The sequence below is a fragment of the Pseudomonas khavaziana genome (assembly GCF_036704165.1).
Classification (GTDB): Bacteria; Pseudomonadota; Gammaproteobacteria; order Pseudomonadales; family Pseudomonadaceae; genus Aquipseudomonas; species Aquipseudomonas khavaziana.
In genome coordinates this window covers 2,606,604-2,631,103 of the sequence record NZ_CP129946.1, presented here as the reverse complement: position 1 = coordinate 2,631,103, position 24,500 = coordinate 2,606,604, and the positions used below count along the sequence as shown (strand labels likewise).

Here is a 24,500-nt window from a genome sequence, read left to right as displayed (position 1 = left end):
GCAACCTCCCTTTATCCCAGGAGCTGTCCCCATGCCCGCCGCCAAACTGTTAAGCGAACTCAAGTCCCTGGGCGTCGAACTCTGGCCCCAGGATGGCCAACTCAAATTCCGTGCCCCCCAAGGCCTGCTCGACGCCGAACGCCTGGCGCAATTGCGCGAGCATAAGCAGCAGATCCTGCACCTGCTGCAAACCCAGGAGCGGCCCGAGGTGGTGGCCGATCCCTTGCAACGTCACGCGCCCTTCCCGCTCACCGATGTACAGAATGCCTACCTGCTCGGCCGCCAGTCATCATTCGGCTACGGCAATGTGGCGTGCCACGGTTACCTCGAACTGAGCTGGCCGAGCCTCGACCCGCAGCAGGTGGAACAGGCCTGGAACCGCCTGATCGCCCGCCACGACATGTTGCGTGCGGTGATCGCCAGCGAAGGCTCCCAGCGCGTGCTGGCCGAGGTCGCCCATTACCCGCTGGCGGTCACGGACTTGCGCGGCGCCACCGGCGAGCAGCACCAGCATGGCGTACAGCAGATTCGCCAGGCCATGGAGCAGAAGCTCTACCCCACCGAGACCTGGCCGCTGTTCGAATTGCGCCTGAGCCGCAGCGACAGCGGCGACACCCTGCACTTTTCCATGGACTCCCTGATTGCCGACTGGGCCAGCGCGCAACTGCTGTTCAATGAGCTGGAGCAATTGCTGCACGATCCCCAGGCCAGCTTGCCGCACCTGGACATCACCTTCCGCGACTACCTGCTGGCCGAACGCGGCCTGCTCGAAGGCAGCCGCCATCAGCGTGACCGTGACTACTGGCTGGCGCGTCTCGATGAACTGCCCCCAGCCCCGCAACTGCCGGCGCCCCTGAGCGGCGAAGACACCACAGTGCCACGCTTCCAACGCCACTCGGCGCACCTCGATGCGCAGCCATGGGCCGCCCTGAAAAGAGCCGCCAGCGCCCTCGGCCTCACTCCCTCCATCGTGGTGCTCAGCGCCTATGCCGGCACCTTGCAACGCTGGAGCCAGCAACCGGCGTTCAGCCTCAACCTCACGCTGCTCAACCGTTTGGCGCTGCACCCACAAGTCAACCAGCTGGTGGGGGATTTCACCTCGGTCAGCCTGTTGCAGGTCAATGCTCCCCAGGGCCTGGATTTCACTGCCCAGGCAAGGCAACTGGGCAACCAATTGTTCGCCGACCTGGAGCACCGGCTGTTTTCCGGCATTCAAGTGATGCGCGAAATCGGCCGCCGTCGCGGGCGTGAGGCGGCGGCCATGCCGGTGGTGTTCACCAGTGCCATTGGCCTGGCGATTGAACCGCCCGCCACCAGCCAGCGCCGGGTCGGCCACGGCATTACCCAGACCCCGCAGGTAACCCTGGACTGCCAGGTGATGGACGACGCGAACGGCTTGCACATCCACTGGGACGTGCGCCAAGGCGTGTTCCCCGACGGTTTGGTCGAGGACATGCAGCAGGCCTTCGTTGCCCAATTGCAGGCATTGGCCCTCGACCCGGCCACCTGGGACCAGCCCATGCAAGTGCCGCTACCGGCCTGGCAACAGCGTGAACGCCTGGCCGCCAACGCCACCGCCGCGCCGCTGCCCACCGGCCGCCTGCATGACGGCCTGTTGGCCATGGCCTGGGAACGGCCACAGGCCCTGGCGGTGGTCGACGCCCACGGCAACCTGACCTACGCCGCCCTGATGGAGCGCGCCCTGGCAGTCGCCGCAGCCCTGGGTGCCGCCGGTTGCCGCGCCCAGGAACCGGTGGCGATCCTGATGCCCAAAGGCCGCGACCAAGTGGTGGCGGCCTACGGCGTGCTGCTGGCTGGCGCTGCCTACCTGCCGCTGGACAGCAGCGCCCCTGCCGCCCGCCGCGACCGCGTACTGCACAGTGCCAAGGTGCGGCATGTGCTCGGCCACTCCCAGGCAGTGCCAGGCACGCCATTGCCCGAGGGGGTGCACTGGCATGCGGTGGATCAACTGGCAGCCGCTACGCCGGACTTGCCGGCACAGGACGCCAACCCCGACGACCTCGCCTATGTGATCTACACCTCCGGCTCCACCGGCGAGCCCAAAGGCGTGATGATCAGCCACCGCGCCGCCCTCAATACCGTGCAGGACATCAACCGGCGCTTTGCGGTCAACGCCGCGGACCGGGTGCTGGGCCTGGCGCAATTGAGTTTCGACTTGTCGGTGTATGACCTGTTCGGCCCCCTCGCCGTGGGCGGCACCCTGGTGCTGCCCGACCCAGCACGGGGCGCCGACCCGTCGCACTGGGCCGAGCTGATACAGCGCCATCAGGTTACGCTGTGGAACTCGGTGCCGGCGCAGCTGCACATGCTGGCCCACTACCTGCAAGCCGAGCCACGGCCCCTGGACAGCCTGCGCCTGGCGCTGTTGTCGGGTGACTGGATACCGCTGAACCTGCCGCCGCAACTGCAAACGCTGTTGCCGGGCCTGGCCATGGTGGCCCTGGGCGGTGCCACCGAAGCCTCGATCTGGTCGAACCTGCACCCCATCGGCGCGATCGACCCGGCGTGGCGCAGTATTCCCTACGGCCTGCCGCTGGCCAACCAGGGCTTGCGCGTGCTGGACAGCCAATGGCGCGATGCGCCGACCTGGGTGCCGGGCGACCTGTACATCACCGGGGTCGGCCTGGCCCAGGGTTACCTCGGCGACCCGGCGTTGAGTGAAGCGCGCTTCTTCGCTCACCCGCTCGACGGCCAGCGCCTGTATCGCACCGGTGACCGTGGCCGCTACCTGCCGGGGGGTGAGCTGGAGTTTCTCGGCCGTGACGACGGCCAGGTCAAGATCCGCGGGCACCGCGTGGAGCTGGGGGAAATCGACACCGCACTGCTCGCCACCCCAGGCGTGGACAGCGCCGTCAGCCTGCTCAGCGGCGAGCTGCTGGCCTTCGTCACGGCGGCGCGCGTCGAACCCGAGCCGCTGCCGGGCACACCACTGCTGACGGCAGTGCAACGTTATGCCGACAGCCAGGTCGGCAACTTTGACCCGCAGCAGGTACGCGACTATCAGGCTGACCTCAACGCCGCCGCCTTGAGTTCGATGCTGGATGTCATGCTCAAGGCCCAGTTGTTCAGCGGCGCGCTGGCCGAGCCGGATGCAGCTGCCATCCTCAGTGCCTTGCAGGTGCAACCGCGCCATCACTGGTTGGTGCGGCGTTGGTTGCTGGCCTTGTGTGACGCGGGCCTGTTGCAGCGCGAACAATCCCGCTATCGCCTGCTGCATGGCGAGCCAACCCCGGCGCTGGCCTGGGGCCGGGTGGAACAGGCAGTGGCGTGCGGGCTGTGCAGCCAGGCGCTGCTCGACTACCAGCTCAGCCATGTAGCACAACTGCCACAACTGCTGCGCGGCGAGGTCAACCCGTTCGATCTATTGTTCCCCCAGGGCCAGCAAGACCTGGCGTTGCAGCTATACGGCGGGGATGCGGTATCGCGCTACAACAACCACAGCATCGCCGCGCTGATCAACCGCCTGGCCACCCACCATGACAGCGACGGCCCGCTGCGCATCCTTGAAATCGGTGCGGGCACCGGGGCCACCAGCGCGCCGGTGATCAGCCTGCTCGACGGCCTGGACGTGGATTACCTGTTCACTGACATAACCGCGTTTTTCCTGCCGGCGGCCAAGCAGCGCTTTGCTGATCACGCGTGGGTGCGCTACGGCGTGCTCGACATTGACCAGGATATCCGCCCCCAGGGCCTGGCCAGCAACAGCGTGGATATCGTGCTGTGCGCGGGCATGCTCAACAGCGTCAAGGACATCGACAACGCCCTCGGCCAGATCACCGAACTGCTCAGCCCCGGTGGCTGGCTGGTGTTCAGCGAACCGACCGGCGAATGGCCGCCGATCCTGCTGACCCAAGGCTTTATGATGACCCCGGCGGGCGACGACCACGACGTGGGCCGCAGCGGTTTGCGCGCTGCCGATATCTGGCAGGCACGGGTCCAGGCATTCGGCGGCGAATGCCTGCCGGCCCTGCCCCACGCCGACCACCCGCTGGCCGCCCTCGGCATGCGGGTATTCGCCGCTCGCTTCAAGGCCGGGCTGCAACGCTTGAGCGTCGACAGCCTGCGCCGCACCCTGGCGCAACGCCTGCCGGACTACATGCTGCCGGCGCACCTGCAAGTGCTCGACCGCCTGCCCCTGACCGCCAACGGCAAGGTCGACCGCAAGACCCTGGCCAACTGGCGCCCCGCCATCGATGCCCAGGCCGGCAGCCACGAGGCGCTGCCCAGCGACCCGCTCACGGCCCAACTGTGCCGGGTGTGGGCCGAAGCCCTGGGCCTGGCGCAGATCGGCGCCGACGACAATTTCTACGAGAAAGGCGCCGATTCGCTGATCCTCGCCCGCGTTGCCGGCCAACTGCGTGAACAACTGCCCCAGGCGCACCGCCTGAGCTACGACACCCTGCTGCGGCAGATGCTCAACGAGCCGACTGTCAGCGCCCTGGCGCGCCTGCTCAACCACGATGAAAGCACCCCCACCGCCGCGGCGCCTGACCAGTCGCAGCGCGCCGCCCACAGCAACGCCCTGGTGGTGCCGTTCGGCGGTGGCGAGGTCGGCCCGGTACGGGTGATGTTCCATGCCGCCCTGGGCACCCTGGATTATTTCCAGCACCTGGGCCGTGCGCTCGCCGCCCAGCAGGCCGGGCCGGTGATCGGTTTTGCGGTAGCCGACACCGCGCAGTACCTGGCCCTGGAACCCAAGCGCCTGATCGAAAGCGTGGCCCAGGACTACGCCGAGCGCTTGATCGCCGACGGCCATCAGCGCTTCCAGCTGATCGGCTACTGCCTTGGCGGCCTGCTCGCCACTGAAGTCGCACGGCGCCTGCTGGAGCGCGGCATGGAGGTGGTGGATCTGAGCCTGATCGACAGCATCCCGATGTTTATCGACACCGACGAAGAGCTGGCCTATGAGGCGATCTTCGTGCCCAACCTCAACCTCGACCCAGTCAAGACCGTGTTCGGCGCGCATATCGAAGACTACGACGTGTACCGCGCCATCGACCTGCTGATGGCCCGCGACAACCGGCGCGTGCCCGCCGGGGCCATGGCTGCCCTGGGCGGCGACCCGGGCCTGGAAGCACTGGCGCTGGCGGTCCGGCAACAATCGGCGCGCAGCCAGGAAGAACGCCTGGCCGAGTACGCCCGCCTGGCGTCTGGTCAGGCCGGGGTGCCGATCGGCCCCGAGCTGGTGCCGACGCTGTTCCGCGTGTGTCGCCACAGCATGCGGGCGGCGCGGTTCGACCCACCACCGTTCCTCGGCAACATGACCTACCTGCGCTGTCTGGAGCAGCAATCGTTCGGCATTACCGGCGGTGTCGGCCACCTGGCGGCGCCGTTCTGGGAAGACGCGTGCCTGGGCCAGTTCAACTTGATCGATGTGCCCGGCAACCACTTCAGCGTGATCGAACCGCCCCATGTGCACACCGTCACCGCGCACCTGCTTGAGGCCCTTCGGAAAAACTCATGAGCACCGCCCTGGATACCCTGAAACGCCCGGTCAACCGCTTGATCCGCCTCGGCGTGGTGTTTGCCGCCGTCGGCGCGCTGGTCAACCTGGTGCCCTTTATCGGCCTCACTGAACTTGGCCGCTTGTTGCTCGCCGGCAACGCCGACAGCGCCACCCTGTGGCAGTGGGCAGCGTTGGTGGTGATCGCCCTGAGCCTGGGCTGGATGGCCAGCGGCGTCGCACTGTGGCTGACCCATCTGGCCGACCACCGCCTGCAATCGAGCTTGCGCGAGGCCATGGTGCGCAAGCTGGGGCGCGTGCCCCTGGGCTGGTACACCGACACCACTTCCGGCGCTGTGCGCAAGGTGGTGCAGGACGACCTCGAAGACCTGCACCACCTGGTTGCGCATCACGCCGTGGAAGTGACGGCGGCGATTGTCACGCCCTTGGCGGGATTGATCTGGCTGGCGACATTGAACTGGCGCCTGGCACTGCTGGCAGTGCTGACCCTGCCGATCTACGCGCTAGCCTACAGCCTGATGATGCGCGGCTTCGGCGCCAAGATGCAGTTGCTCGACAAGAGCATGACCCGGGTCAGCGCGGCGATTGTCGAGTTTGTCCACGGCATTGCCGTGGTCAAGGCGTTCGGCCAGGTCGGCCAGGCCCATCGCAGTTATCAGCAGGCGGTCAACCAGTTCAGCACCCAGTACGCCGGCTGGGTCAAGCCGCTGCTGCGCCTGGAAGCCTTCTCGTCGATGGCCTTGAGTGTGCCGGTGATCCTGTTGGTCAGCCTGAGTATGGGCAGCCTGTTGCTGGCCCAGGGTTGGATCACGCCATTGCAGTTGTTCGCCGAAACCCTGGTGGCGGTGGTGATCCCGCAATCGCTGCTGGTGATCAACCAGAGCCTCACCGCGCAACGCACCGCTCTCGCTGCGGCCGACCGCATCGAAGCGCTGCTGGGCGTCGAGGAGCTGCCGACGCCCAAGGTCTGCGTACCGCCCCAGGGCAGCGACATCTGCTTTGAACAGGTGCAGTTCGGCTATGACCCCGCGCATATGATCCTCAATGGCGTTGACCTGCACTGCCCGGCCGGCAGCGTCACCGCGCTGGTGGGCGCGTCCGGCGCGGGTAAGTCGACCCTGGCCAAGCTGGTGCCGCGCTTTCACGACGTCAGCGCCGGGCGGGTCTGCGTGGGCGGTGTGGATGTGCGCGAGATTGATCCGCGCCAGCTGTATCAGCACGTGGGCTTTGTGTTGCAGGACGCGCAACTGGTGCACGGCACGGTGGCCGACAATCTGCGCCTGGGCCGCCCCGAGGCCAGCGATGCCGAGGTCGAGGCCGCCGCCCGTTCGGCGCAGATTCACCAACGCATCCAGGCCCTGCCCCGGGGCTATCAATCGGTGGTTGGCGAAGACGCGATTTTCTCCGGCGGTGAAGCCCAGCGCCTGTCCATCGCCCGCACGCTGCTGGCCGATACGCCGGTGCTGATCCTCGATGAAGCCACCTCCCACGCCGACCCCGAGTCCGAAGCCTTGATCCAGGACGCGCTGTCTGCCCTGGCCCGCGGTCGCACGGTGCTGGTGATTGCGCACCGCCTGGCGAGTATCTGCGGCGTCGACCAGATCGTCGTGCTCGACCAGGGCCGCGTCCTCGAAAGCGGTCGCCATGACCAGCTGCTGCAGGCCAACGGCGCCTATGCCCGGCTGTGGCGCGCCAGCGCCGAAACCACCGCCCCCGACCTGGAGATGTCCTTGTGATCCGCAGCCTCGTGACTTTATTGGGCCCGGCCCATGCCGCACGCCTGTACCGCTACCTCGCCTGGCTGGTGACCAGTGCCGTGCTGCAAGGGGTGGCCGTGGCGTTTCTGGTGCCGATTCTGCACGCGTTGTTTGCCGGCGACCTGCGCAGCGCCTTCCATTGGCTGGCGGGCCTGGCGGCGATGGTGGTGCTGACCTGCATTGCCCACTACCAGCAGGCCATGAAGGGGTTTGCCCTGGCCCTGGTGGTGTTGACCACCCTGCATGATCGTCTCGGCCAGCATCTGGTGACCTTGCCTTTGGGTTGGTTCAATTCGGAGAAGGTCGGGCGCCTGTCGCGCAGTGCCACCAGCGGCACCTTGATGGTCACCGGCTTGTTTGCCCATTACCTGGGCCCGGTGGTGTCCGGCGTGGTGGTGCCGGCCACGGTGGCGCTGAGCCTGTTCGTGTTCGACTGGCGCCTGGGCCTGACGGCCGTGTTGTGTGCGCCGCTGATCTACTTCACCCATCACTGGTCGGCGGCAGCCATCGGCAGCAACGACGCACGGGTTGAAGCCGCCGCGACCCTGGCCGGTAACCGCGTGGTGGAATTCGCCCGCTACCAGCAAGTGCTGCGCGCCTTTGGTCGCACCCAGGACGGTTACGCGCCATTGCAGGCCGCCAACCTGGCGCAGAAACACGCGGGCGGCTCGATGCTGTCCCAGACCTTTCCGAAATTGCTGGCCGGTGGTTTGACCGTGCAGTTGGCGTTCGCGCTGCTGGTGGGCGTAGGCATTGCCCTGGCCGCCCACGGCGACATCGACGCGATCCAGTTGGTCGCCCTGCTGGCTCTGGCAGCGCGCTTTGTCGGGCCACTGGCCGAAGCGGCAGCGCGCAGCGGCTTGCTGCGCATGGCCGGTAACGACCTCGACCAACTGGTGAGCATCCTGCGCGAGCCGTCGTTGCCGGAGCCGGCGGTGAGCCAAGCGCTGACGGCGCCCGGCAGCCTGGCGTTTGATCAGGTCAGCTTCGCTTACCCCAGCGGGCCCAAGGTGCTGCACCGCCTGACGTTCAACGCCCCGGCCCATTCCATGACCGCGATTGTCGGCGCCTCGGGCTCGGGCAAAACCACCGTCACGCGTCTGCTGATGCGTTTTTTCGATGCCAGCGAGGGCAGCGTCAAGGTCGGCGGCGTGGACGTGCGCGAGCTGTCCAATGCCGCGCTGATGGCGCAATTGTCCCTGGTGATGCAGGACGTGTACCTGTTCGACGACAGCCTTGAGGCCAACATTCGCGTCGGCAGCCCGGACGCCAGTGCCGAACAAGTCGCCGAAGCCGCACGGCTGGCCGGCGTGGATGAAATCGTCGCACGCCTGCCCCAGGGCTGGAACACGCCAGTGGGCGAAGGCGGCGCGGCGCTGTCCGGCGGTGAGCGCCAGCGCGTATCCCTGGCCCGGGCCCTGCTCAAGCGTGCGCCCATCGTATTGCTGGATGAAGCCACGGCGGCGCTGGACCCGCACAACGAGGCCTTCGTACAGGCAGCGATCCGCAGCCTGATGCAAAGCTCCACGGTACTGGTGATTGCCCATCGCCTGCCGACCATCATGGCCGCCGACCAGATCCTGGTGCTGGATGAAGGTTGCCTGGTGGAGTCCGGCACCCATGCGCAGTTGCTGGCCCGTAACGGTCGCTACGCCGGGTTCTGGCATGACCGCCAGCGCGCCGGTGGCTGGCGCCTGAATGCCGAGGCCCAACCATGCTGATCGGGGTGTTGGGCGCCAGCGGCGACGTGGGGCTGGCCAGCGCCCAGGCGTTGTTGACGCTGGGAGTCACTGAGTTGCGCCTGGGCGGGCGCGATGCCGTCAAGGGTGCGCACTGCGTGCAGGTGCTCCAGCAGCAATGGCGCCAGGCGCGCTTGCAATGGGTCGCGGCGGACTTTACCGACGCCAAAGCCTTGGCCGCGTTCGCCCGTGGTTGCGATGTGCTGCTCAACTGCGCCGGCCCGTCCTGGCGCGTAGGGGCGCGTGCCGCACATGCCGCGCTGCAGGCCGATGCCCATTACGTCGATGCCGCCGGCCACATGCACCTCGACCCGGGCCAATGGCGTGGCCGCTGCGCGGTGCTGGATGCCGGCCTGCAACCTGGGCTCACCGGCCTGCTGCCGCGCTGGCTGGCGGAGCAGGCATTCACCCAGGTGCGCAGCCTGACCAGTTATTTCGGCTTGCGCGATCACTTCACCGCCGTGGCTGCCGACGACTTTTTGCACGGCGCGGTGGACGGCAGCAGCGAACCACTGGCGGCCTGGCGCAACGGCCGTTGCAGCCGTGCACTGCGGCGTCAGCGCCAGATGTCGGTGCCGTGCTTCCCCGGCCAGGTCCACCTGTTGCCCTACCTGAACCTCGAGGGCGAACGCCTGGCCATGGACCTGAACCTGGAGGTCGGCCAATGGTTCAACGTGATCACCGATGGCTACGTGCTCAAGGCCCTCGACCAGGCCCACGGCCTGCCACGGGCCGACGCCGTGCAGCGCTTGTGCGAGGCCAGTCGCCTGGATCTGAGCGGGCAAGCGCCTTTTGTCACGCTGCTGCTGCAACTCGATGGTGTGTACCACGAGCAGGCCCTGACCCGCAGCCTGGTGCTCAGCGGCGCCGGCAATGCGGCGCTGACCGGTGCCATGGCCGCCGCCACGGTGATCAGCGTGGTGGAGGGCGAGATCCGGTCCGGCTGCCATGCAGCCGCCGAGGCCCTGCCCCCCGCCGCCAGCCTTGAACGCCTGCTGCGCACCTCGGCGATCCGCGCCCTGAACCTGCTGCACAGCCCACTCGATCAACTGCATGCCGCCGAAGAAGGTTGCCTATGAACACCGCCCTGAACGAGTTGGAACACGTCAGCCTGGGCGTGATGGCCCAGACGCTGCTGCATTCCCAGGCGTTGCCGTTGCAAGCCTGGCGCAACGCCGAACAGATCAACGCAGCGCTGGGCACGGCTGCGCGGCATGCCTGGGTGGTGCGGCGTTGGCTGGCGGCGTTGACCCGTACCGGCCTGCTGCGCAAAGAAGGCGAACGCCTGGGGTGGTCAGCAACGCCTCTCGACCCACAGGTCGGGGAACTGCCGCGCCTGTATGCCGAGTTGGGCTTCCCGGCCACTATGGCGCGCCTGCACACCCAAGTCATCGAGTGCCTGCCCGAGCTGCTGCGCGATCAATTGACCCTCACCCACTTGCTGATGGGCGGCGGGGACCCGGTCAAAGTGCTGGGCGCTTACCAGCACAACCCTTTCACAGCGGCGATCAATCAAGCCCTGGCCGAACGGGCGCGGCAAGTCAGCGCCGCAGGTGGAACGTTGCGGGTGCTGGAACTGGGCGGCGGCGCCGGCTGCACCACCGACGCGGTGCTCGCAGCTCTGCAAACACGTGAAAAGGAATATCGCTTCACTGACATCAGCTCGCTGTTTACCGGCGCGGCGCAGCGGCAGTTTCGCCTCGAACCGGGGATGCAATTCGGCCTGCTCGACCTCGATCGCAGCTTCAGCAACCAGGGTATTGCGCCCCACAGCCAGGACCTGGTGATCGCCGGCAATGTGCTGCACAACGCCCGCAACCTGCCCGATTGCCTGGGGCAGATCCGCACCAGCCTGGTCGATGGCGGCACCTTGCTGTTCAGTGAGTCCATCGCCGACAACCCGGCGATGCTGACCTTCATGCACCTGTTGTTGTCGCCCCCCGCCGATGCACCGTTGCGCACCAGCGATGAAGCCTTCATGGCGCCCGACGCCTGGCGCCTGGCCTTGCAGGCGGCCGGCTTTGAGTTGCTCGAGGTATGGCCCGCCGCGTCAGAACCGCTCGCCGCTGCGGGGCAACGTTTGTTCCATGCCAGAGGAGTTTCAACATGAATGTCGACACCTTGCTGATCGACCTACCCGCCGCCTTTCCTTGGCATCTACCGGCCCTTACCGACCTGGGCGTGCATCAACAGGCCCCGGCCCGGTTGCTGGCGGTGCTCGAACGCCAGCGCCCGGCGGTGGTGGTGATGGGCGCCGAACAACTGGAACGCCTGCTGGATTTTCCTGCACTGGCCTTGAGTGACCTGAGCCACCTGGAGCAGGTGCTGTTCGTCAGCCCGCGCCCGGGCGACTGGCAACTGGCAGAACGCGCCGCGGCGCAACTCGATTGCCGCGTACAGGGCTTTACCGATGACGGACGCGAGCTGGCCAGTGTCAAGCGTGAGCACCGGCGCTGGTGTGAGCGGGCCTTGGGGCATCCTCAGGTCAGCGCCGTCGCCCTGCATGGCCAGACGCTGTTCGCCGTACCCCAGCCTTGCGCACTGGCGGCGGTGGAGGACCATCTGGACGCGACCGGGGCCGCCGTCAATCAGCAGTTCAGCGCCATACAACTGCACGACGCGGTGGAGTTGAACCAACGCTTGAGCCACGCCGCGTTGCTGTCGATGCTCAACGGCCTTGAGCAATGCGGCCTGCTGCCGGCGCCCCTTAACGACGTGGCGCAAAGCCTCGCCAACGCTGGCATCGCCCCTGGCCACCGACCCTTGATCGCACGCTGGCTGGACGTGTTGCAGGCCCAGGCGCTGCTGCGCCGCCAAGGCGACCACCTGCATCTCAACCTCGACCCCAACGCCTGGAGCGACGCCAGCCTGGACGCTATCTGGGCACAACTGAGCCTGGACTGGGAACACAACACCGGCGGCCGCGCCACCCTCGATTATGCGCGGGACAATGCTCGCCAGTTGCCGGCGCTGATGCGCGGTGACTGCGCGGCGGTGCACCTGTTGTTTCCCGAAGGCCGTACCGAACGTGCGGCGGCGTTGTATCGCGAAAGCCTCGCGGCGCAGTACCAGCACCACGCCGTGGCCCACTGGATCGGGGCCTGGGCTGCACGCCAATCAACTGAACCTTTGCGCGTGCTGGAGGTGGGGGCTGGTACCGGCGCCACCACACAGGCGGTGTTGCCGGCCCTGGCGAATGTAGCGGTGGACTACCTGTGCACCGACGTGTCGCGCTACTTCAGTGAACAGGCCGCCGAGCGCCTGCGCGCCTGGCCGTGGGTGCGCCACAGCGTGTTCGATATCGACCGCCCCGCCGTGGCCCAGGGGTATCCCACCCAGAGTTGGGACCTGATCGTCGCCGGTGGCGTGCTCAACGCCGCCCGCGACACCCAGCGTTCGCTGTCCACCCTGCTGGCCTTGCTCAAGCCGGGCGGCTGGCTGGTGTTCAGCGAGCCGACCCAGGAGGAATTCTGGGTCATGGCGTCCCAGGCGTTCATGCTCAACCAGGCCAGTGACGAGCGTGCACTGGGCCGCAGCACGTTCCTCAACCTCGAGCAGTGGCAGACCGCCCTGGCCCGCGCCGGCTTCCAGGGCAATCGCAGCCTGCCCGCTGCCGATCACCCATTGGCGCGCCTGGGCCATCGAGTATTCGTCGCCCAGGTGCCAAGCCAGCGCCTGAGCCGTACTGCCTTGGACGCCCACCTGGAACACCCCGACCTGCAGCTTGAACTGCTCGACCATTTGCCCGACCTGCCTAACGTCAAGGACTTGCCATGACCCCGCTGGCCTACCCCTTCAACGCCTTCACCGACCTGGAGCTGGCTGAGCCATACCGCCATGCCCAGCAGGCACCGGGCCTGTTGCGTATCCAGATGCCCATCGGCGCGCCCGCCTGGCTCGCCACCCGATACGACGATGTGCGCCTGGTGCTGGGTGACCGGCGTTTCAGCCGCAGCGAAGCGTTTCGTCGTGACGACGCTCCACGGGCATTCCCGCGGATTGCCGGCGGCATTGTGATGATGGACCCGCCGCAACTCACGCGTATCCGCTCCCGCGCCGCCCAGGCGTTTACCCGGCGCCGCGTCGAAGCCTTGCGCCCCCATGCCCGGGCCTACGCCCATGAATTGATCGACCGCATGCTCGCCGCTGGCCCGCCCGCCGACCTGGTCAATGACTATGCTTTGCCGCTGCCCCTGGCATTGATCTGCGAGCTGCTCGGCGTGCCGCTGCAAGACCGCGAACGCTTCAAGCTGTGGAATGACTCGCTGCTGTCAACCCGCCCCGAAGACGCCGCTCTGACCCAGCAACATCTGGGCGAACTCGCGGCCTACATCAAGGGCTTGGTGGCCGAGCGCCGCCGCCAGCCACAGGACGATTTCATGACTGCCCTGGCCCAGGCCGATGACAACGGCGAGCGCCTGAGCGAAGAGCAACTGCTGCTGTTGTGCATCGCCATCCTTGTCGCCGGCTACGAAGGCAGCGCCTCGCAGATCCCCAATTTCATCCAGGTGCTGCTGGACAATCCCGCACAGTGGCAACAGCTCAAGGCCCATCCCGAACAGATCCCCCAGGCGGTGGAAGAGCTGCTGCGCTATATCCCGTTGGCATCGGCGGCAATGTTTGTGCATTACGCCCTTGAAGACATTCAGGTGGGTGAGACTTTGGTACGCCAGGGCGAGGCAGTATTCGCCTCGATTGGCGCAGCCAACCATGACCCGGCGCGCTTTGCCGGGCCGCAGACCCTCGACCTGCAACGCGATGCCAGCGGCCATTTCGGCTTCGGCCATGGCCTGCATCACTGCATCGGCTCTGCCCTGGCGCGGGTGGAATTGCAGGAGGCCTTGCAGGCGTTGGTGGAACGCCTGCCCAACCTGCAACACTGTGGCGAGGTGCAGTGGAAAACCGCGACGTTCTTTCGCGGCGCCCACTGCCTGCCGGTGACCTGGTCATGAGGGGCACACGTAAACGCGTGATCGTCGCCGGCACCGCGTTCGGCCGCATCTACCTGCAAGCCCTGGCCCGTGCCCATGAGCGCTATGAACTGGTGGGCATCCTGTCGCGGGGCAATGCCTATTCCCAAGCCTGCGCCGACCACTATGGCGTACCGCTGTTCGAAGCGGTCGAACAGGTGCCCAATACGGTGGATATCGCCTGCGTGGTGGTGCGTTCCGGCGCCACCGGAGGCGCCGGCAGCGAACTGGCCCAGCAGCTGTTGCGCCGTGGCATCCATGTGTTGCAGGAACACCCGGTGCACCACCGCGAAATTGCCGCGTGCATGCAGGCGGCGCGCCAGGGCCAGGCGGCCTACTCGGTGAATACGCTGTACCCGAATATCCTTGCGATCCGCCGCTTTCTGGCGGTGGCCGCGTACCTGCGCGAGCAACAAGGCCTGGCCTATATCGACGCGGCCTGTAACAGCCAGGTGGCCTACCCCTTGCTGGATATTCTCGGGCGCCTGGCCGGTGGTTTGCGGCCCTGGGCATTTGCGGCGCCGGCGGCCAGCGTCGGTGCGCAGCCCTTCACACGATTGAACGCCAGCTTCAATGGCGTGCCGATCAGCCTGCGCGTGCAAAACCAGGTGCATCCCCAGGACCCCGACAACCACTCGTTCCTGCTGCATCGCCTTGAAGTCGGCTGTGAAGGCGGCGTGCTGAGCCTGTGCGACACCCACGGCCCGGTGCTGTGGAACCCGCGCCTGCATGCGCCACGGGACGCCACCGACCGCCTGATCATGGCAGGTGAAGGCAGCGAGCGGCTGGCCGGGCCGAGCATCGTGGTGCTCGACCCGCAGATACCCGCCAGCTATCACCAGGTGTTCAGCGAGCTCTGGCCGGACGCAGTCAGCCTCGCCCTCGACGCGCTGTGTGACGACATCGACGAGCCGGCGCGGCGCCTGCGCAGCGGCCTGTGGGCCACCGAGGTATCGATGGCCTGGCGCGAGATGAACAGCCTGATCGGCATGCCCGCCTTGATCGAACCGCCGATGCCCCGAGCCCTGCCGCTGGCCGAACTGCACAGCCGCGCCGACGCGGTGCAACCGCCCTGCGCTGACACCAGCGCGCAACTGTTGGGAGCCTTGCCCTTGTGAATACTGCCCAATCCCGCTCGTCCTGCAGCCATGTGTTGCTGTGGGTGCGCGATCTGCACCAGGCCGTGGCGAACTTTCGTGCTGCCGGCTTCGAGGTCACTTACGCCACTGCCGAGGCTCGCGCCCAACACGCGCATATCTGGTTCAGCCATGGGCCGATCATCGAGTTGCTCACTACGCCTCGCCACGCCTGGCTGTTCAAGTGGCCCATCGACTGCCTGGCCGGCCGGGGTGCCGGGCAGCGCATGTTGCGTTGGGCCGCCCACGGCGAAGGCTTCTGCGACCTGGCCTTACTTTGCGATGAGCAACTGCTGGCGCCGCGCCTCAAGGATCTCGCGGCCTGCGGCGTGGCCATGGGCCGGGTGGTGAAGTGGCAGCGCACCTGCGCCAACGGCAGCCAGACGCGCTTTCGTTTCGTCTACCCGCGCCATGCGCGCCTGCCGTTCCTGGTCACGCCCTACACGCCTTCCCAACATCCGGAGCGGTTGATCCACCCCAACGGCGCCACCGGGCTGACGGCGATTCACCTGGGGGTCAGCCCTGCCGACCGCACCGCCCTCAACCTGCTGGCGGGCGACGACCCGATGTTGCGCCTGCATCCGGCTGAATGTACCGGCGTACAGGCGGTGCAAATCGCCGGCCTGGCGCAACCGCTGACCCTGCACGGCGCCCAGTTGCTGGGCTGCCCGACTGCCCAAGGAGATTCCCATGCTTGATGGTTGCACTGACTGGCCCGAAGACTTTATCCGCCGCTACCGCGAGCAAGGCTATTGGCAAGGCGTGCCCCTGGACCAACTGCTGCGCGAACAAGCCCGACGCACGCCGCAGCAGGAAGCCCTGGTGGATGGCAATCGGCGCTGGAGCTACGCCGAACTGGACCAACAGGCCGACCGACTGGCCGCCGGCCTCGCCGAACGCGGGCTGGTCGCCGGCCAGCGGGTGCTGGTGCAACTGCCCAATATCGCCGAGTTTTTCAGCCTGACCTTCGCCCTGCTGCGCCTGGGGGCGATCCCGGTGTTTGCGCTGCCGGCCCATCGCGAACATGAACTGGCGCATCTGGCGCACCTGAGCCAGGCGGTGGCCTATGTGATTGTCGATCAGCACCTGGGCTTCGATTACCGCCCGCTGGCGCGCACCCTGCGTGAGCAAGTGCCGAGCCTGCAACAGGTGTGGGTGGTGGGCGCCCCCGAGGAGTTCGTGGCCCTGGCCGATTGTGTCGCCGCGCCCCGCGAGTTTCCCGCGCCGGACGCCCGGGACGTCGCGGTGCTGCTGTTGTCCGGCGGCACTACCGGCCTGCCCAAGCTGATCCCACGCACCCATGACGACTATGCGTGCAATGCCCGGCTGGCGGCCCGCGCCTGCGGCTTCGACGGCCACACCCGTTACCTGGCAGCGCTGCCGGTGGCGCACAACTTCCCGCTGGCCTCGCCTGGCGCCCTCGGGGTGTTCAGTGTCGGCGCCACCCTGGTACTGGCGCCGGAGCCGAGCCCGGACACCGCCTTCGAACTGATCGAACGCGAACGCATCACCCACACCGCCTTGATCCCGCCGCTGGTATTGCTGTGGCTGGAAGTCGCGCAATGGTCCGACCACGACCTCAGCAGCTTGCAATGGCTGCAAGTCGGCGGTGCGCGGCTCAAGGCCGAGATCGCCGCCCGCATCCGCCCGGCCCTGGGCTGTGGCCTGCAACAGGTGTACGGCATGGCCGAAGGCTTGCTGTGTTTTACGCCGCTGGACGATCCCGAGGAACGGGTCTTCGACACCCAGGGCCTTCCCCTTACGACGGCGGATGAGATCCGTATCGTCGATGCCGACGATGTACAGGTGGCGCCCGGCGCCGTGGGGGAATTGTTGGTGCGCGGGCCCTACACCATCCGTGGCTATTACAACGCCGCCGAGCACAACCAGCGGGCGTTTACCGCCGACGGGTTTTATCGCAGCGGCGACCTGGTCCGGCGCCTGCCCGAGGGGCATTTGATTGTCGAGGGGCGCAGCAAGGATGTGATCAACCGCGGCGGCGAGAAGATCCCGGTGGAAGAGATCGAGAACCTGCTGCTCGGCCATCCGCTGATCCGCGATGTGGCGCTGGTGGCCCTGGCCGACGAATTGCTGGGGGAACGCAGTTGCGCCTGCGTACTGGCCCACGGTGAACCCTTGGACCTGGCCTCGATCAACGCCTGGCTGCGCGAGCGTGGGCTGGCGGCCTACAAGTTGCCGGACCGCTTGCAGGTGCTGCGCGAGTTCCCGCTGACGCGCCTGGGCAAGGTCAACCGCAAGGCCCTGGCTGAACAGGTATTGGCCTCATGAGCCCGTGGCTGCGCGCATTGCGTGAAAGCGAACAGCCCCGCGCACGCCTGGTGTGCCTGCCCCATGCCGGTGGCAGCGCGAGTTTTTTCCGCCCGTGGCTGGCGCACCTGCCGGGGGATATCGACCTGCTGGCGGTGCAGTATCCCGGCCGTGAAGAGCGCTTCAACGAGGCGCATATCCCGTGCCTGGCGAGCCTCGCCGAACACATCAGCCAGGCGTTGCTGGCCTTGCCTGCGCGGCCCCTGTGGCTGTTCGGCCACAGCATGGGCGCGGCGCTTGCCTATGCCGTGGGCATACAGCTTGAAGCCGCCGGCATGGGGGCCGCCCACGTATTTGTCTCGGCCCACGCACCACCGCACCGGCAACCGCCCAGCGACCTGCACCGCCAGGACGACACCACGCTGATCGCCGACATCCTGCGCCAGGACGCCCAGGCCGCCGACCTGTGGGCCGACCCGCAGTTGCGTGCGCTGTTCCTGCCGGTGTTGCGCAGCGACTACCAGGCCATCGAGACCTGGCGCCCCGCCCACCTGCTGCCCTTGGCCGCACCGCTCGATGTGCTGCTGGCGCACGGCGACGCCGAGGTCAGCCTGGAGCAGGCCCGCGCCTGGGCCGACCTGAGCCGCCACATCCCGGATATCCGCTGGTTCGACGGCGACCACTTTTACCTCAAGCATCAGCCGCGACCGGTAATCCACCACCTGTTGCAGCGCAGCGCCTACCTTCAGGAAGACTCACAATGAAAACCCCGGAACACTGCACTGGCCTTCACGACATCCGCCATGCCATCGACAGCCTCGACCAACAGATCATCGACGCCCTGGGCCTGCGCATGCAGTACGTCAAGGCCGCCTCGGCATTCAAGCCGGACCAGGCCAGCATCGCCGCCCCGGAGCGCGTCGCGGCGATGCTGCCCCAGCGTCGGCAATGGGCACAGGACGTGGGGCTGGATGGGGAATTTATCGAAAGCCTGTTCAACCAGATCATCCACTGGTACATCGCCGAGCAGACGGCCTTCTGGCTGCAAAAAAAGAGCAAGGCGGTATGAACGCCGCCGACTTGCTCACGGTGTTCCAGGCCGCGCACCAACGGGCGGTGGCGTACCAACGACCGGTGATTGCCGTCAGCACGCACCCCGCGCCGACGCTGGCGCCTTTGGCGCTGTATGCAGCCCATCGGCAGGGCTTTTTCTGGTGCGCACACTCGCCGGACCTGAGCCTGTTCGGCCTGGGCTGCGCCTGGCAGATCGAAGCCCGCGGCCCCGGGCGCATGGCCGAGGTGGATCGCCAATGGTTTGCGCTGTGCGCCGATGCGCTGGTGCAGGGGCCCTATCCGCCGTTGCTGCTGGGCGGCATGCGCTTCGATGAGCAGCAACCCTGTGCATCCCATTGGGCGCCGTTTGCCGACGCCAGTTTCCACCTCGCCCACTGGTTGCTCAGCGAAGACGCCACGGGGCGCTGGCTGCGTTGCCAGCGTGTGGTCGAGCCGAGCAGCGATCCTGCTGCATTGGTGCACGAAAGCCTGGCCGCCTACGAACAGTTGCTCAACCCCGCCCCCCATGTAACGTCTACACCCGATGTGCTGGAGCGCCGCGCACTGCCCCGGCATCAATGGCAGGCCAAGGTCGAGACCGCACTGCATGCCATCGCCCGGGATGAGTTGAACAAGGTGGTGCTGGCGCGGCATATCGACCATCACCTGGACGCCACCCTCGATACCGGCGCGGTGATGGGCCGTTTGCACGCACGCCGTAACGCCTCGCACCTGTTCGCCATCCACCGTGGCGAGCACTGTTTCATGGGCGCCACGCCAGAGCGATTGCTCAGTTGCGACGCAGGCCGCCTGACCACCCACGCCCTGGCGGGCAGCACCCGTCGCGGGCTTTGGCCGGATGAAGATCAAGCCCTGGGTGAGCGGCTCTTGGCCGACCCCAAGGAACAGCACGAACATCAGTTGGTGGTGCAGACCATCACCCAGGCCCTGCACGACAAGGTCACCGATCTGCACGCCGCGCCGTGCCCTGGCCTGTTGAAACTGGCCACCGTGCAGCACCTGAGCACGCCCATCACCGCCCAACTGAATGTCGGCAAGCGCCTGCTCGACGGCGTCCAGGCGCTGCACCCCACCCCCGCCGTCGGCGGCTTGCCCAGGGCACCGGCGCTGGGCTTTATCCGTGAACACGAAGGCTTCGACCGTGGCTGGTACGCCGCGCCGGTGGGCTGGCTGGACGCCAATGGCAACGGCGACTTCCTGGTGGCACTGCGCTCGGCCTTGATCACGCCGAGACACTGCCATGCCTTTGCCGGCTGCGGCATTGTCGAGGGCTCGCTGCCGGCCAACGAATACGAAGAAACCCAGATCAAGCTGGCAAGCATGCAACAGGCGCTGCAACTGGCCTGCCCTGCTGATACTGACGTGGCGTACAGCCAAACTCGCGACGAAACACCGTATGCAAGTACTGCGCAGAGGTGAAACCGCAACTGGCGGCGATGTCGGCAATGGCCAGGTCCTGGTTCTCCAGGCCCTTGGCGGCAGCGGCGAGTTTGAAACCGAGGATTTCGTCATGCACGCTGCAGCCGCGCACCTTGCGAAAGTGCGCTTCCAGAGAAGAGCGTGAGACCCCGACATAGGCGGCGACCTGGTCGGTCTTGATCCCCTGGCAAGCGTATTGCCGGATAAACAGCAACGCCTGCATCACATAAGGGTTACCCAGGGGCTGATGCAGGCTGGAGGCCTGCACGTTGATCGCATCCGGCGGCACCAGCACCTGTGTGCCGGCGCAGGGCTTGCCATGCAGCATCTGGTGCAGCAAGGCCGCGGCGGTACGGCCCATGGTCTCGGTGCCCTGGATCACCGAACTCAGCGGCACCCGCGTAAGGGTGCGGGTCAGTGGGTCGTTGTCGATACCGATCAACGCCACTTGCTCCGGCACGGCAATCCCGGCGGTCAGGCAGGCTTGCAGCAATTGCCGGGCGCGGGCATCGGTCACGGCGATAATGCCGATAGGCTTGGGCAGGCTGTGCAGCCAGGCAATCTGCTGCTCCACCGCGCTGTCCCACAACGGCGCGCTGGTGCCCAGGCCGCGATAGATCTCCACCTGCAAGCCATCGCGGTGCATCAAGCGGCGAAAGGCTTTCTCACGCTCCTGGGCCCAACGATTGGCCTGGGCTTCTGGCAGGCTGAAACAGGCAAACCGCGTCAGCCCGGCCTCGATCAAATGCTCGTAGGCCAGCTTCATCAAGGCGTGGTTATCGGTGGCGACATAGGGAATGCCCTTGGGGTACGAGCTTGCGTCCTCGTAAGATCCCCCCACCGCCACCACCGGTATCCGACTCCCCGCCAGCGCCTCGCCGATCAGCGGGTCATCGAAATCGGCAATGATGCCGTCCCCCTGCCAGCGCTCGATACCGCGCAGACGACAGAGAAAGTCCTCCTCCAGGAACAGGTCCCAGGACGCGCGCGTACTGCTCAGGTAATTGCCGATACCGGTGATGATGCCGCGGTCGTAGATTTTGCTGCCGTTGAAGAGCAAGGCGATGCGGTGCACGGGCGGTAGGGTTTTCATTGTTTTTGTCCTGGGGCCGGTGGGTGCAGATTAGGCGGGTGGGTCGGGGTTCTCAATGGGTAGGTGGGAGAATTGGCTAGCATAAACAGTGCCTCGATCTGAGCTTTACCTCGGCGTACCAACCGAAACCAATGATGCGGCAGGCTGAGGTTGGAAATGCCGAGGCTTTACAGTCATGTTTATCGCCCTTCAAACTACCTTACCTTCAGCAAGGCAACGCCGATTAACATCCAAATGAAGGCAATGATCATTATCTTCAAATTAACGGTGAGACGACGCTTTAAGTAAGGTGGAAAATTTTTCAGATCGACTGGGTCCAATTCTCCAAGAATGAGAGAAGCTTTTGGCCACATTATCATTCCAGTGATTTTCGCTATTTCCAAGAGAGACCAAATCAAACCTCGTTTTCCGAGACTTGGGCCCCAGATATAAATATAACGGCTGTTCTTTAAGGCCTCTTTTATGGCATCCAAATGTCGATGGGTCAGGTAAAGGCTGTATGCAAGAGTCCAAGCTGCAAGCAGCATGGGGCCGCCCAGAAAAGCGATTGCAACCCACGGAGACCACGTGTCGATATTGCTCATGGTTGATTAACTTCGTAGAGTTTTTCTCCCATAGCCTCACCAGCCATCCCTCCTCCTGTCGTACCCACCCATGCGCCTGCTCCCACTATAGCCGCGACACAAACAACCCCGCCGATGCCTCCAGTCGCTACGCCGATCGCCATGCAAATAGAACCGCTGGCAGCACCCGCCATCACCCCGCTCAAAGCTCCAAGAGAAGCAGATCCCACAAATTTTCCTACTTCCGTAAACTTGACCTTCTCGCAAGCCGCACCAGAATCGCCATTACACACCTGCTGAATTGCCAACAACGAAGACACTCCGCCAAGACCAATACCGATGTACCCCCCTGCCTTCATATACTTCGTGGCACGGCTGACCGCCTCCACATGAGCCGCATACCCCGGAATCTGCCCCGGCCCGCCCGCTTTGTCCCAGTGATGCACCAAGCTACGACTTGATATACCCAGGGCCGTTTTCAACTTCGGGTGATCGCCCAGGGTTGTTTGGCCGCGCAGGCGCGTGGAGTTGAGCAAATGGGCATCCAATTGATTCATCAGCCGCTGACGATCAGCAAAGAACTGCGGCGATCTAAGGTGGCCGTGCTGCCGATAGCTTTCCTGATGCAGGCGCTCCATCGCCTGAAGTGTGTCGCGCAGATTACTCAGGTGCTTCTCCATCACCACCGCACTCACGCCGAGCCAGGTTGAGGTATGACCGACAAACCCGGCAATTTCAGCGCCATGGCGAAACAGGAAGTCGGCCTCGTCTGGCGTCAAGGCATCCAGGGATGCGTCAACCTGTCGAGCGGCCTGCATCAGTTGCGCTTCCTGATAGGTGCAGGAGGTATTGCTCGGATCGCTGAGCACGATCATCGAGCCGGCTTTAACGCGGCTTGTATGGGGATTCAGTGATTGAAACTTGCTCATCACAGCCGGGTCGAGCGTCGGAAAAAGTGCCGCCTCCAGTGCTTCACGGGACATGCTCTTGGGCACGATATAGAAGCCTGGTTCCTGACCCTGCACGCTGTTGGCTACCGTCTGCACTGCACGATCGGAAGGCGTGAAAGCAGATTGAGACGGTGTCACTGGGTTACCGTTTACAGTTGCCTCGCCCGGTTGAGCAACCCGCTGACTCGCTGGCGGTGCTACTTCTCGCTTTTCGTAGGTGGCCGTTAATACCGAAGGAATCAGCCGGGCTCCACAGGGGCAACTGCTCACGCTATCCAGCGTGCCAGCAACACGTTTTCCATTACGCCTCATACTGGAAATGCCGCCTAGGATCCGGAAGCTTCCGGCATGATTTCCGCAAGTGACCCGAGCCCCTTCCAGAGCACGGTGAAGGCCATGTAGCTTGAATGTTGGATCACCTTCGAGAATTCGTCCGCCGCACGTCGTTTGGTCACCTAAAACAACATAGTGTCCTTTGCTCATTTACTCCCCCACTTAGCTAAAGTTGATCAACACCCAAACCCTGAAGAGGCGTTTACCCACCGTAAAATCAGACGTTTCCCTAAATCACGTACTCCCTGAGCCGTTCTGAGCCCCCACTCAAAATCGCACTACACCTTGGTGATTTTCATAATCAGCACCTCGGGTGCCGTTGCTAGTATCCAGGCACCGCCAAGAACAATAAGGAAACCGCCATGCCGTACTTTCCCGGTGTCGACAAGGTTCGCTTCGAAGGCCCTGCCAGCGAATCCCCCCTCGCCTTTCGCCATTACGACGCCAACAAACTGATCCTCGGCAAACCCATGCGCGAACACCTGCGCATGGCCGCCTGTTATTGGCACACCTTTGTGTGGCCAGGGGCGGATATGTTTGGCATGGGCACGTTCAAGCGCCCATGGCAGCGCAGTGGCGATCCGATGGAACTGGCGATCGGCAAGGCGGAGGCGGCCTTTGAGTTTTTTTCCAAGCTGGGTATCGACTACTACAGTTTCCACGACACCGACGTGGCGCCGGAGGGCAGCTCGCTCAAGGAATACCGCAACCACTTTGCGCAGATGGTCGATCACCTGGAACGTCATCAGGAACAGACCGGCATCAAGCTGCTATGGGGCACCGCCAACTGCTTCAGCAACCCGCGTTTTGCCGCCGGGGCCGCGAGTAATCCGGACCCGGAAGTGTTCGCTTTCGCTGCCGCCCAGGTGTTCAGTGCGATGAACGCCACGCTGCGGCTCAAGGGTGCCAACTATGTGCTGTGGGGTGGCCGTGAAGGGTATGAAACCCTGCTCAATACCGACCTCAAGCGCGAGCGTGAACAGCTCGGACGTTTCATGCGCATGGTGGTGGAGCACAAGCACAAGATCGGCTTTACCGGCGACCTGTTGATCGAGCCCAAGCCCCAGGAGCCGACCAAGCACCAGTACGATTACGACAGCGCGACAGTGTTCGGCTTCCTGCATGAGTACGGCCTGGAGCAGGAAATCAAGGTGAACATCGAGGCCAACCACGCGACATTGGCCGGGCACAGTTTTCATCATGAGATCGCCACCGCCGTGTCGCTGGGGATCTTCGGCAGCATCGACGCCAACCGCGGTGACCCGCAGAACGGCTGGGACACCGACCAGTTCCCCAACAGCGTCGAGGAAATGACCCTGGCCACCTATGAAATCCTCAAGGCCGGGGGCTTCAAGAACGGCGGCTATAACTTCGATTCCAAGGTCCGGCGCCAGAGCCTGGACGAGGTGGACCTGTTCCACGGGCATGTAGCGGCCATGGATGTGCTGGCCCTGGCCCTGGAGCGTGCGGCGGCGATGGTGCAGGACGACCGCTTGCAGCAGTTCAAGGACCAGCGTTATGCCGGTTGGCAGCAGCCGTTGGGCCAGGCGGTGCTGGCGGGTGAGTTCAGCCTGCAGTCCCTGGCTGAGCATGCGTTTGCCCAGGAGCTGAACCCGCAGGCGGTGAGTGGTCGACAGGAAATGCTGGAGGGGGTTGTGAATCGGTTTATCTATCGGTGACATTTGCACGACAAATCTATGCACAGAGCGTCAA

17 protein-coding genes are annotated in these 24,500 nt (G+C 65.4%); 14 read left to right on the top strand and 3 right to left on the bottom strand.

Annotated elements, in window-relative coordinates; all coding sequences use genetic code 11:
- Nucleotides 1–31: 31 nt before the first annotated feature.
- From QYQ93_RS11825 to QYQ93_RS11765, 13 genes are read left to right on the top strand one after another with little or no spacing between them, the layout of a single operon-like run.
- Nucleotides 32–5,485, top strand: coding sequence for an amino acid adenylation domain-containing protein (locus tag QYQ93_RS11825; protein WP_338477004.1), 5,454 nt, complete (start codon nt 32–34; stop codon nt 5,483–5,485).
- The gene (locus tag QYQ93_RS11820) at nt 5,482–7,221 is read left to right on the top strand and encodes an ABC transporter ATP-binding protein (RefSeq protein WP_338477002.1); all 1,740 of its coding nucleotides are present in this window, start codon (nt 5,482–5,484) and stop codon (nt 7,219–7,221) included. Before QYQ93_RS11825 ends, QYQ93_RS11820 begins: the two co-directional genes overlap by 4 nt.
- Nucleotides 7,218–8,963 (top strand): ABC transporter ATP-binding protein, encoded by a 1,746-nt coding sequence (locus tag QYQ93_RS11815; RefSeq protein WP_338477001.1) that lies wholly within the window; start codon nt 7,218–7,220, stop codon nt 8,961–8,963. The genes QYQ93_RS11820 and QYQ93_RS11815 overlap by 4 nt, the downstream gene beginning before the upstream one ends.
- On the top strand, nt 8,957–10,060 hold the full coding sequence (locus QYQ93_RS11810; protein WP_338477000.1) for a saccharopine dehydrogenase NADP-binding domain-containing protein: 1,104 nt from the start codon (nt 8,957–8,959) through the stop codon (nt 10,058–10,060). The genes QYQ93_RS11815 and QYQ93_RS11810 overlap by 7 nt, the downstream gene beginning before the upstream one ends.
- Nucleotides 10,057–11,091, top strand: a complete 1,035-nt coding sequence (locus QYQ93_RS11805) for a class I SAM-dependent methyltransferase (RefSeq protein ID WP_338476999.1) — start codon at nt 10,057–10,059, stop codon at nt 11,089–11,091. Before QYQ93_RS11810 ends, QYQ93_RS11805 begins: the two co-directional genes overlap by 4 nt.
- Entirely contained in the window at nt 11,088–12,758 is a 1,671-nt protein-coding gene (locus tag QYQ93_RS11800; RefSeq protein ID WP_338476997.1) for a class I SAM-dependent methyltransferase, read from the top strand. Before QYQ93_RS11805 ends, QYQ93_RS11800 begins: the two co-directional genes overlap by 4 nt.
- Entirely contained in the window at nt 12,755–13,933 is a 1,179-nt protein-coding gene (locus QYQ93_RS11795; protein WP_338476995.1) for a cytochrome P450, read from the top strand. Before QYQ93_RS11800 ends, QYQ93_RS11795 begins: the two co-directional genes overlap by 4 nt.
- A complete protein-coding gene (locus tag QYQ93_RS11790; RefSeq protein WP_338476994.1) occupies nt 13,930–15,069 on the top strand; it encodes a Gfo/Idh/MocA family oxidoreductase in 1,140 nt (379 codons plus the stop codon). The genes QYQ93_RS11795 and QYQ93_RS11790 overlap by 4 nt, the downstream gene beginning before the upstream one ends.
- Nucleotides 15,066–15,785: a VOC family protein gene (locus QYQ93_RS11785; RefSeq protein ID WP_338476993.1), complete on the top strand. Its 720-nt coding sequence runs from the start codon at nt 15,066–15,068 to the stop codon at nt 15,783–15,785. The genes QYQ93_RS11790 and QYQ93_RS11785 overlap by 4 nt, the downstream gene beginning before the upstream one ends.
- Entirely contained in the window at nt 15,778–17,376 is a 1,599-nt protein-coding gene (locus QYQ93_RS11780; RefSeq protein ID WP_338476992.1) for a (2,3-dihydroxybenzoyl)adenylate synthase, read from the top strand. The genes QYQ93_RS11785 and QYQ93_RS11780 overlap by 8 nt, the downstream gene beginning before the upstream one ends.
- Nucleotides 17,373–18,119 (top strand): thioesterase II family protein, encoded by a 747-nt coding sequence (locus tag QYQ93_RS11775; protein WP_043050252.1) that lies wholly within the window; start codon nt 17,373–17,375, stop codon nt 18,117–18,119. Before QYQ93_RS11780 ends, QYQ93_RS11775 begins: the two co-directional genes overlap by 4 nt.
- Complete coding sequence (locus QYQ93_RS11770; protein ID WP_043050251.1) at nt 18,116–18,424, top strand: isochorismate lyase; 309 nt, start codon at nt 18,116–18,118, stop codon at nt 18,422–18,424. The genes QYQ93_RS11775 and QYQ93_RS11770 overlap by 4 nt, the downstream gene beginning before the upstream one ends.
- Nucleotides 18,421–19,848: an isochorismate synthase gene (locus tag QYQ93_RS11765; protein ID WP_338476991.1), complete on the top strand. Its 1,428-nt coding sequence runs from the start codon at nt 18,421–18,423 to the stop codon at nt 19,846–19,848. Before QYQ93_RS11770 ends, QYQ93_RS11765 begins: the two co-directional genes overlap by 4 nt.
- On the opposite strand, the gene QYQ93_RS11760 is transcribed toward QYQ93_RS11765, so the two are convergent.
- The 3 genes from QYQ93_RS11760 to QYQ93_RS11750 form a co-directional block, all read right to left on the bottom strand.
- Complete coding sequence (locus QYQ93_RS11760) at nt 19,736–20,941, bottom strand: XylR family transcriptional regulator (protein WP_338476990.1); 1,206 nt, start codon at nt 20,939–20,941, stop codon at nt 19,736–19,738. The genes QYQ93_RS11765 and QYQ93_RS11760 overlap by 113 nt on opposite strands.
- Before the next feature lie 194 nt (nt 20,942–21,135).
- On the bottom strand, nt 21,136–21,525 hold the full coding sequence (locus QYQ93_RS11755) for a hypothetical protein (protein ID WP_043050248.1): 390 nt from the start codon (nt 21,523–21,525) through the stop codon (nt 21,136–21,138).
- On the bottom strand, nt 21,522–22,937 hold the full coding sequence (locus QYQ93_RS11750) for a PAAR domain-containing protein (RefSeq protein WP_338476989.1): 1,416 nt from the start codon (nt 22,935–22,937) through the stop codon (nt 21,522–21,524). Before QYQ93_RS11750 ends, QYQ93_RS11755 begins: the two co-directional genes overlap by 4 nt.
- A 212-nt stretch (nt 22,938–23,149) precedes the next feature.
- Here QYQ93_RS11750 and xylA point away from each other — a divergent pair, with 212 nt between their 5' ends.
- Nucleotides 23,150–24,466, top strand: a complete 1,317-nt coding sequence (xylA, locus tag QYQ93_RS11745; protein WP_057025339.1) for a xylose isomerase — start codon at nt 23,150–23,152, stop codon at nt 24,464–24,466.
- Nucleotides 24,467–24,500: the final 34 nt, after the last annotated feature.

Excerpts from the sequence above, each read along its gene's own strand:
- QYQ93_RS11825 (WP_338477004.1), top strand. The coding sequence starts at position 32 with ATGCCCGCCGCCAAACTGTTAAGCGAACTCAAGTCCCTGGGCGTCGAA.
- QYQ93_RS11820 (WP_338477002.1), top strand. The coding sequence starts at position 5,482 with ATGAGCACCGCCCTGGATACCCTGAAACGCCCGGTCAACCGCTTGATC.
- QYQ93_RS11810 (WP_338477000.1), top strand. The coding sequence starts at position 8,957 with ATGCTGATCGGGGTGTTGGGCGCCAGCGGCGACGTGGGGCTGGCCAGC.
- QYQ93_RS11805 (WP_338476999.1), top strand. The coding sequence starts at position 10,057 with ATGAACACCGCCCTGAACGAGTTGGAACACGTCAGCCTGGGCGTGATG.
- QYQ93_RS11800 (WP_338476997.1), top strand. The coding sequence starts at position 11,088 with ATGAATGTCGACACCTTGCTGATCGACCTACCCGCCGCCTTTCCTTGG.
- QYQ93_RS11795 (WP_338476995.1), top strand. The coding sequence starts at position 12,755 with ATGACCCCGCTGGCCTACCCCTTCAACGCCTTCACCGACCTGGAGCTG.
- QYQ93_RS11790 (WP_338476994.1), top strand. The coding sequence starts at position 13,930 with ATGAGGGGCACACGTAAACGCGTGATCGTCGCCGGCACCGCGTTCGGC.
- QYQ93_RS11780 (WP_338476992.1), top strand. The coding sequence starts at position 15,778 with ATGCTTGATGGTTGCACTGACTGGCCCGAAGACTTTATCCGCCGCTAC.
- QYQ93_RS11775 (WP_043050252.1), top strand. The coding sequence starts at position 17,373 with ATGAGCCCGTGGCTGCGCGCATTGCGTGAAAGCGAACAGCCCCGCGCA.
- QYQ93_RS11770 (WP_043050251.1), top strand. The coding sequence starts at position 18,116 with ATGAAAACCCCGGAACACTGCACTGGCCTTCACGACATCCGCCATGCC.
- QYQ93_RS11765 (WP_338476991.1), top strand. The coding sequence starts at position 18,421 with ATGAACGCCGCCGACTTGCTCACGGTGTTCCAGGCCGCGCACCAACGG.
- QYQ93_RS11760 (WP_338476990.1), bottom strand. The coding sequence starts at position 20,941 with ATGAAAACCCTACCGCCCGTGCACCGCATCGCCTTGCTCTTCAACGGC.
- QYQ93_RS11755 (WP_043050248.1), bottom strand. The coding sequence starts at position 21,525 with ATGAGCAATATCGACACGTGGTCTCCGTGGGTTGCAATCGCTTTTCTG.
- QYQ93_RS11750 (WP_338476989.1), bottom strand. The coding sequence starts at position 22,937 with ATGAGCAAAGGACACTATGTTGTTTTAGGTGACCAAACGACGTGCGGC.
- xylA (WP_057025339.1), top strand. The coding sequence starts at position 23,150 with ATGCCGTACTTTCCCGGTGTCGACAAGGTTCGCTTCGAAGGCCCTGCC.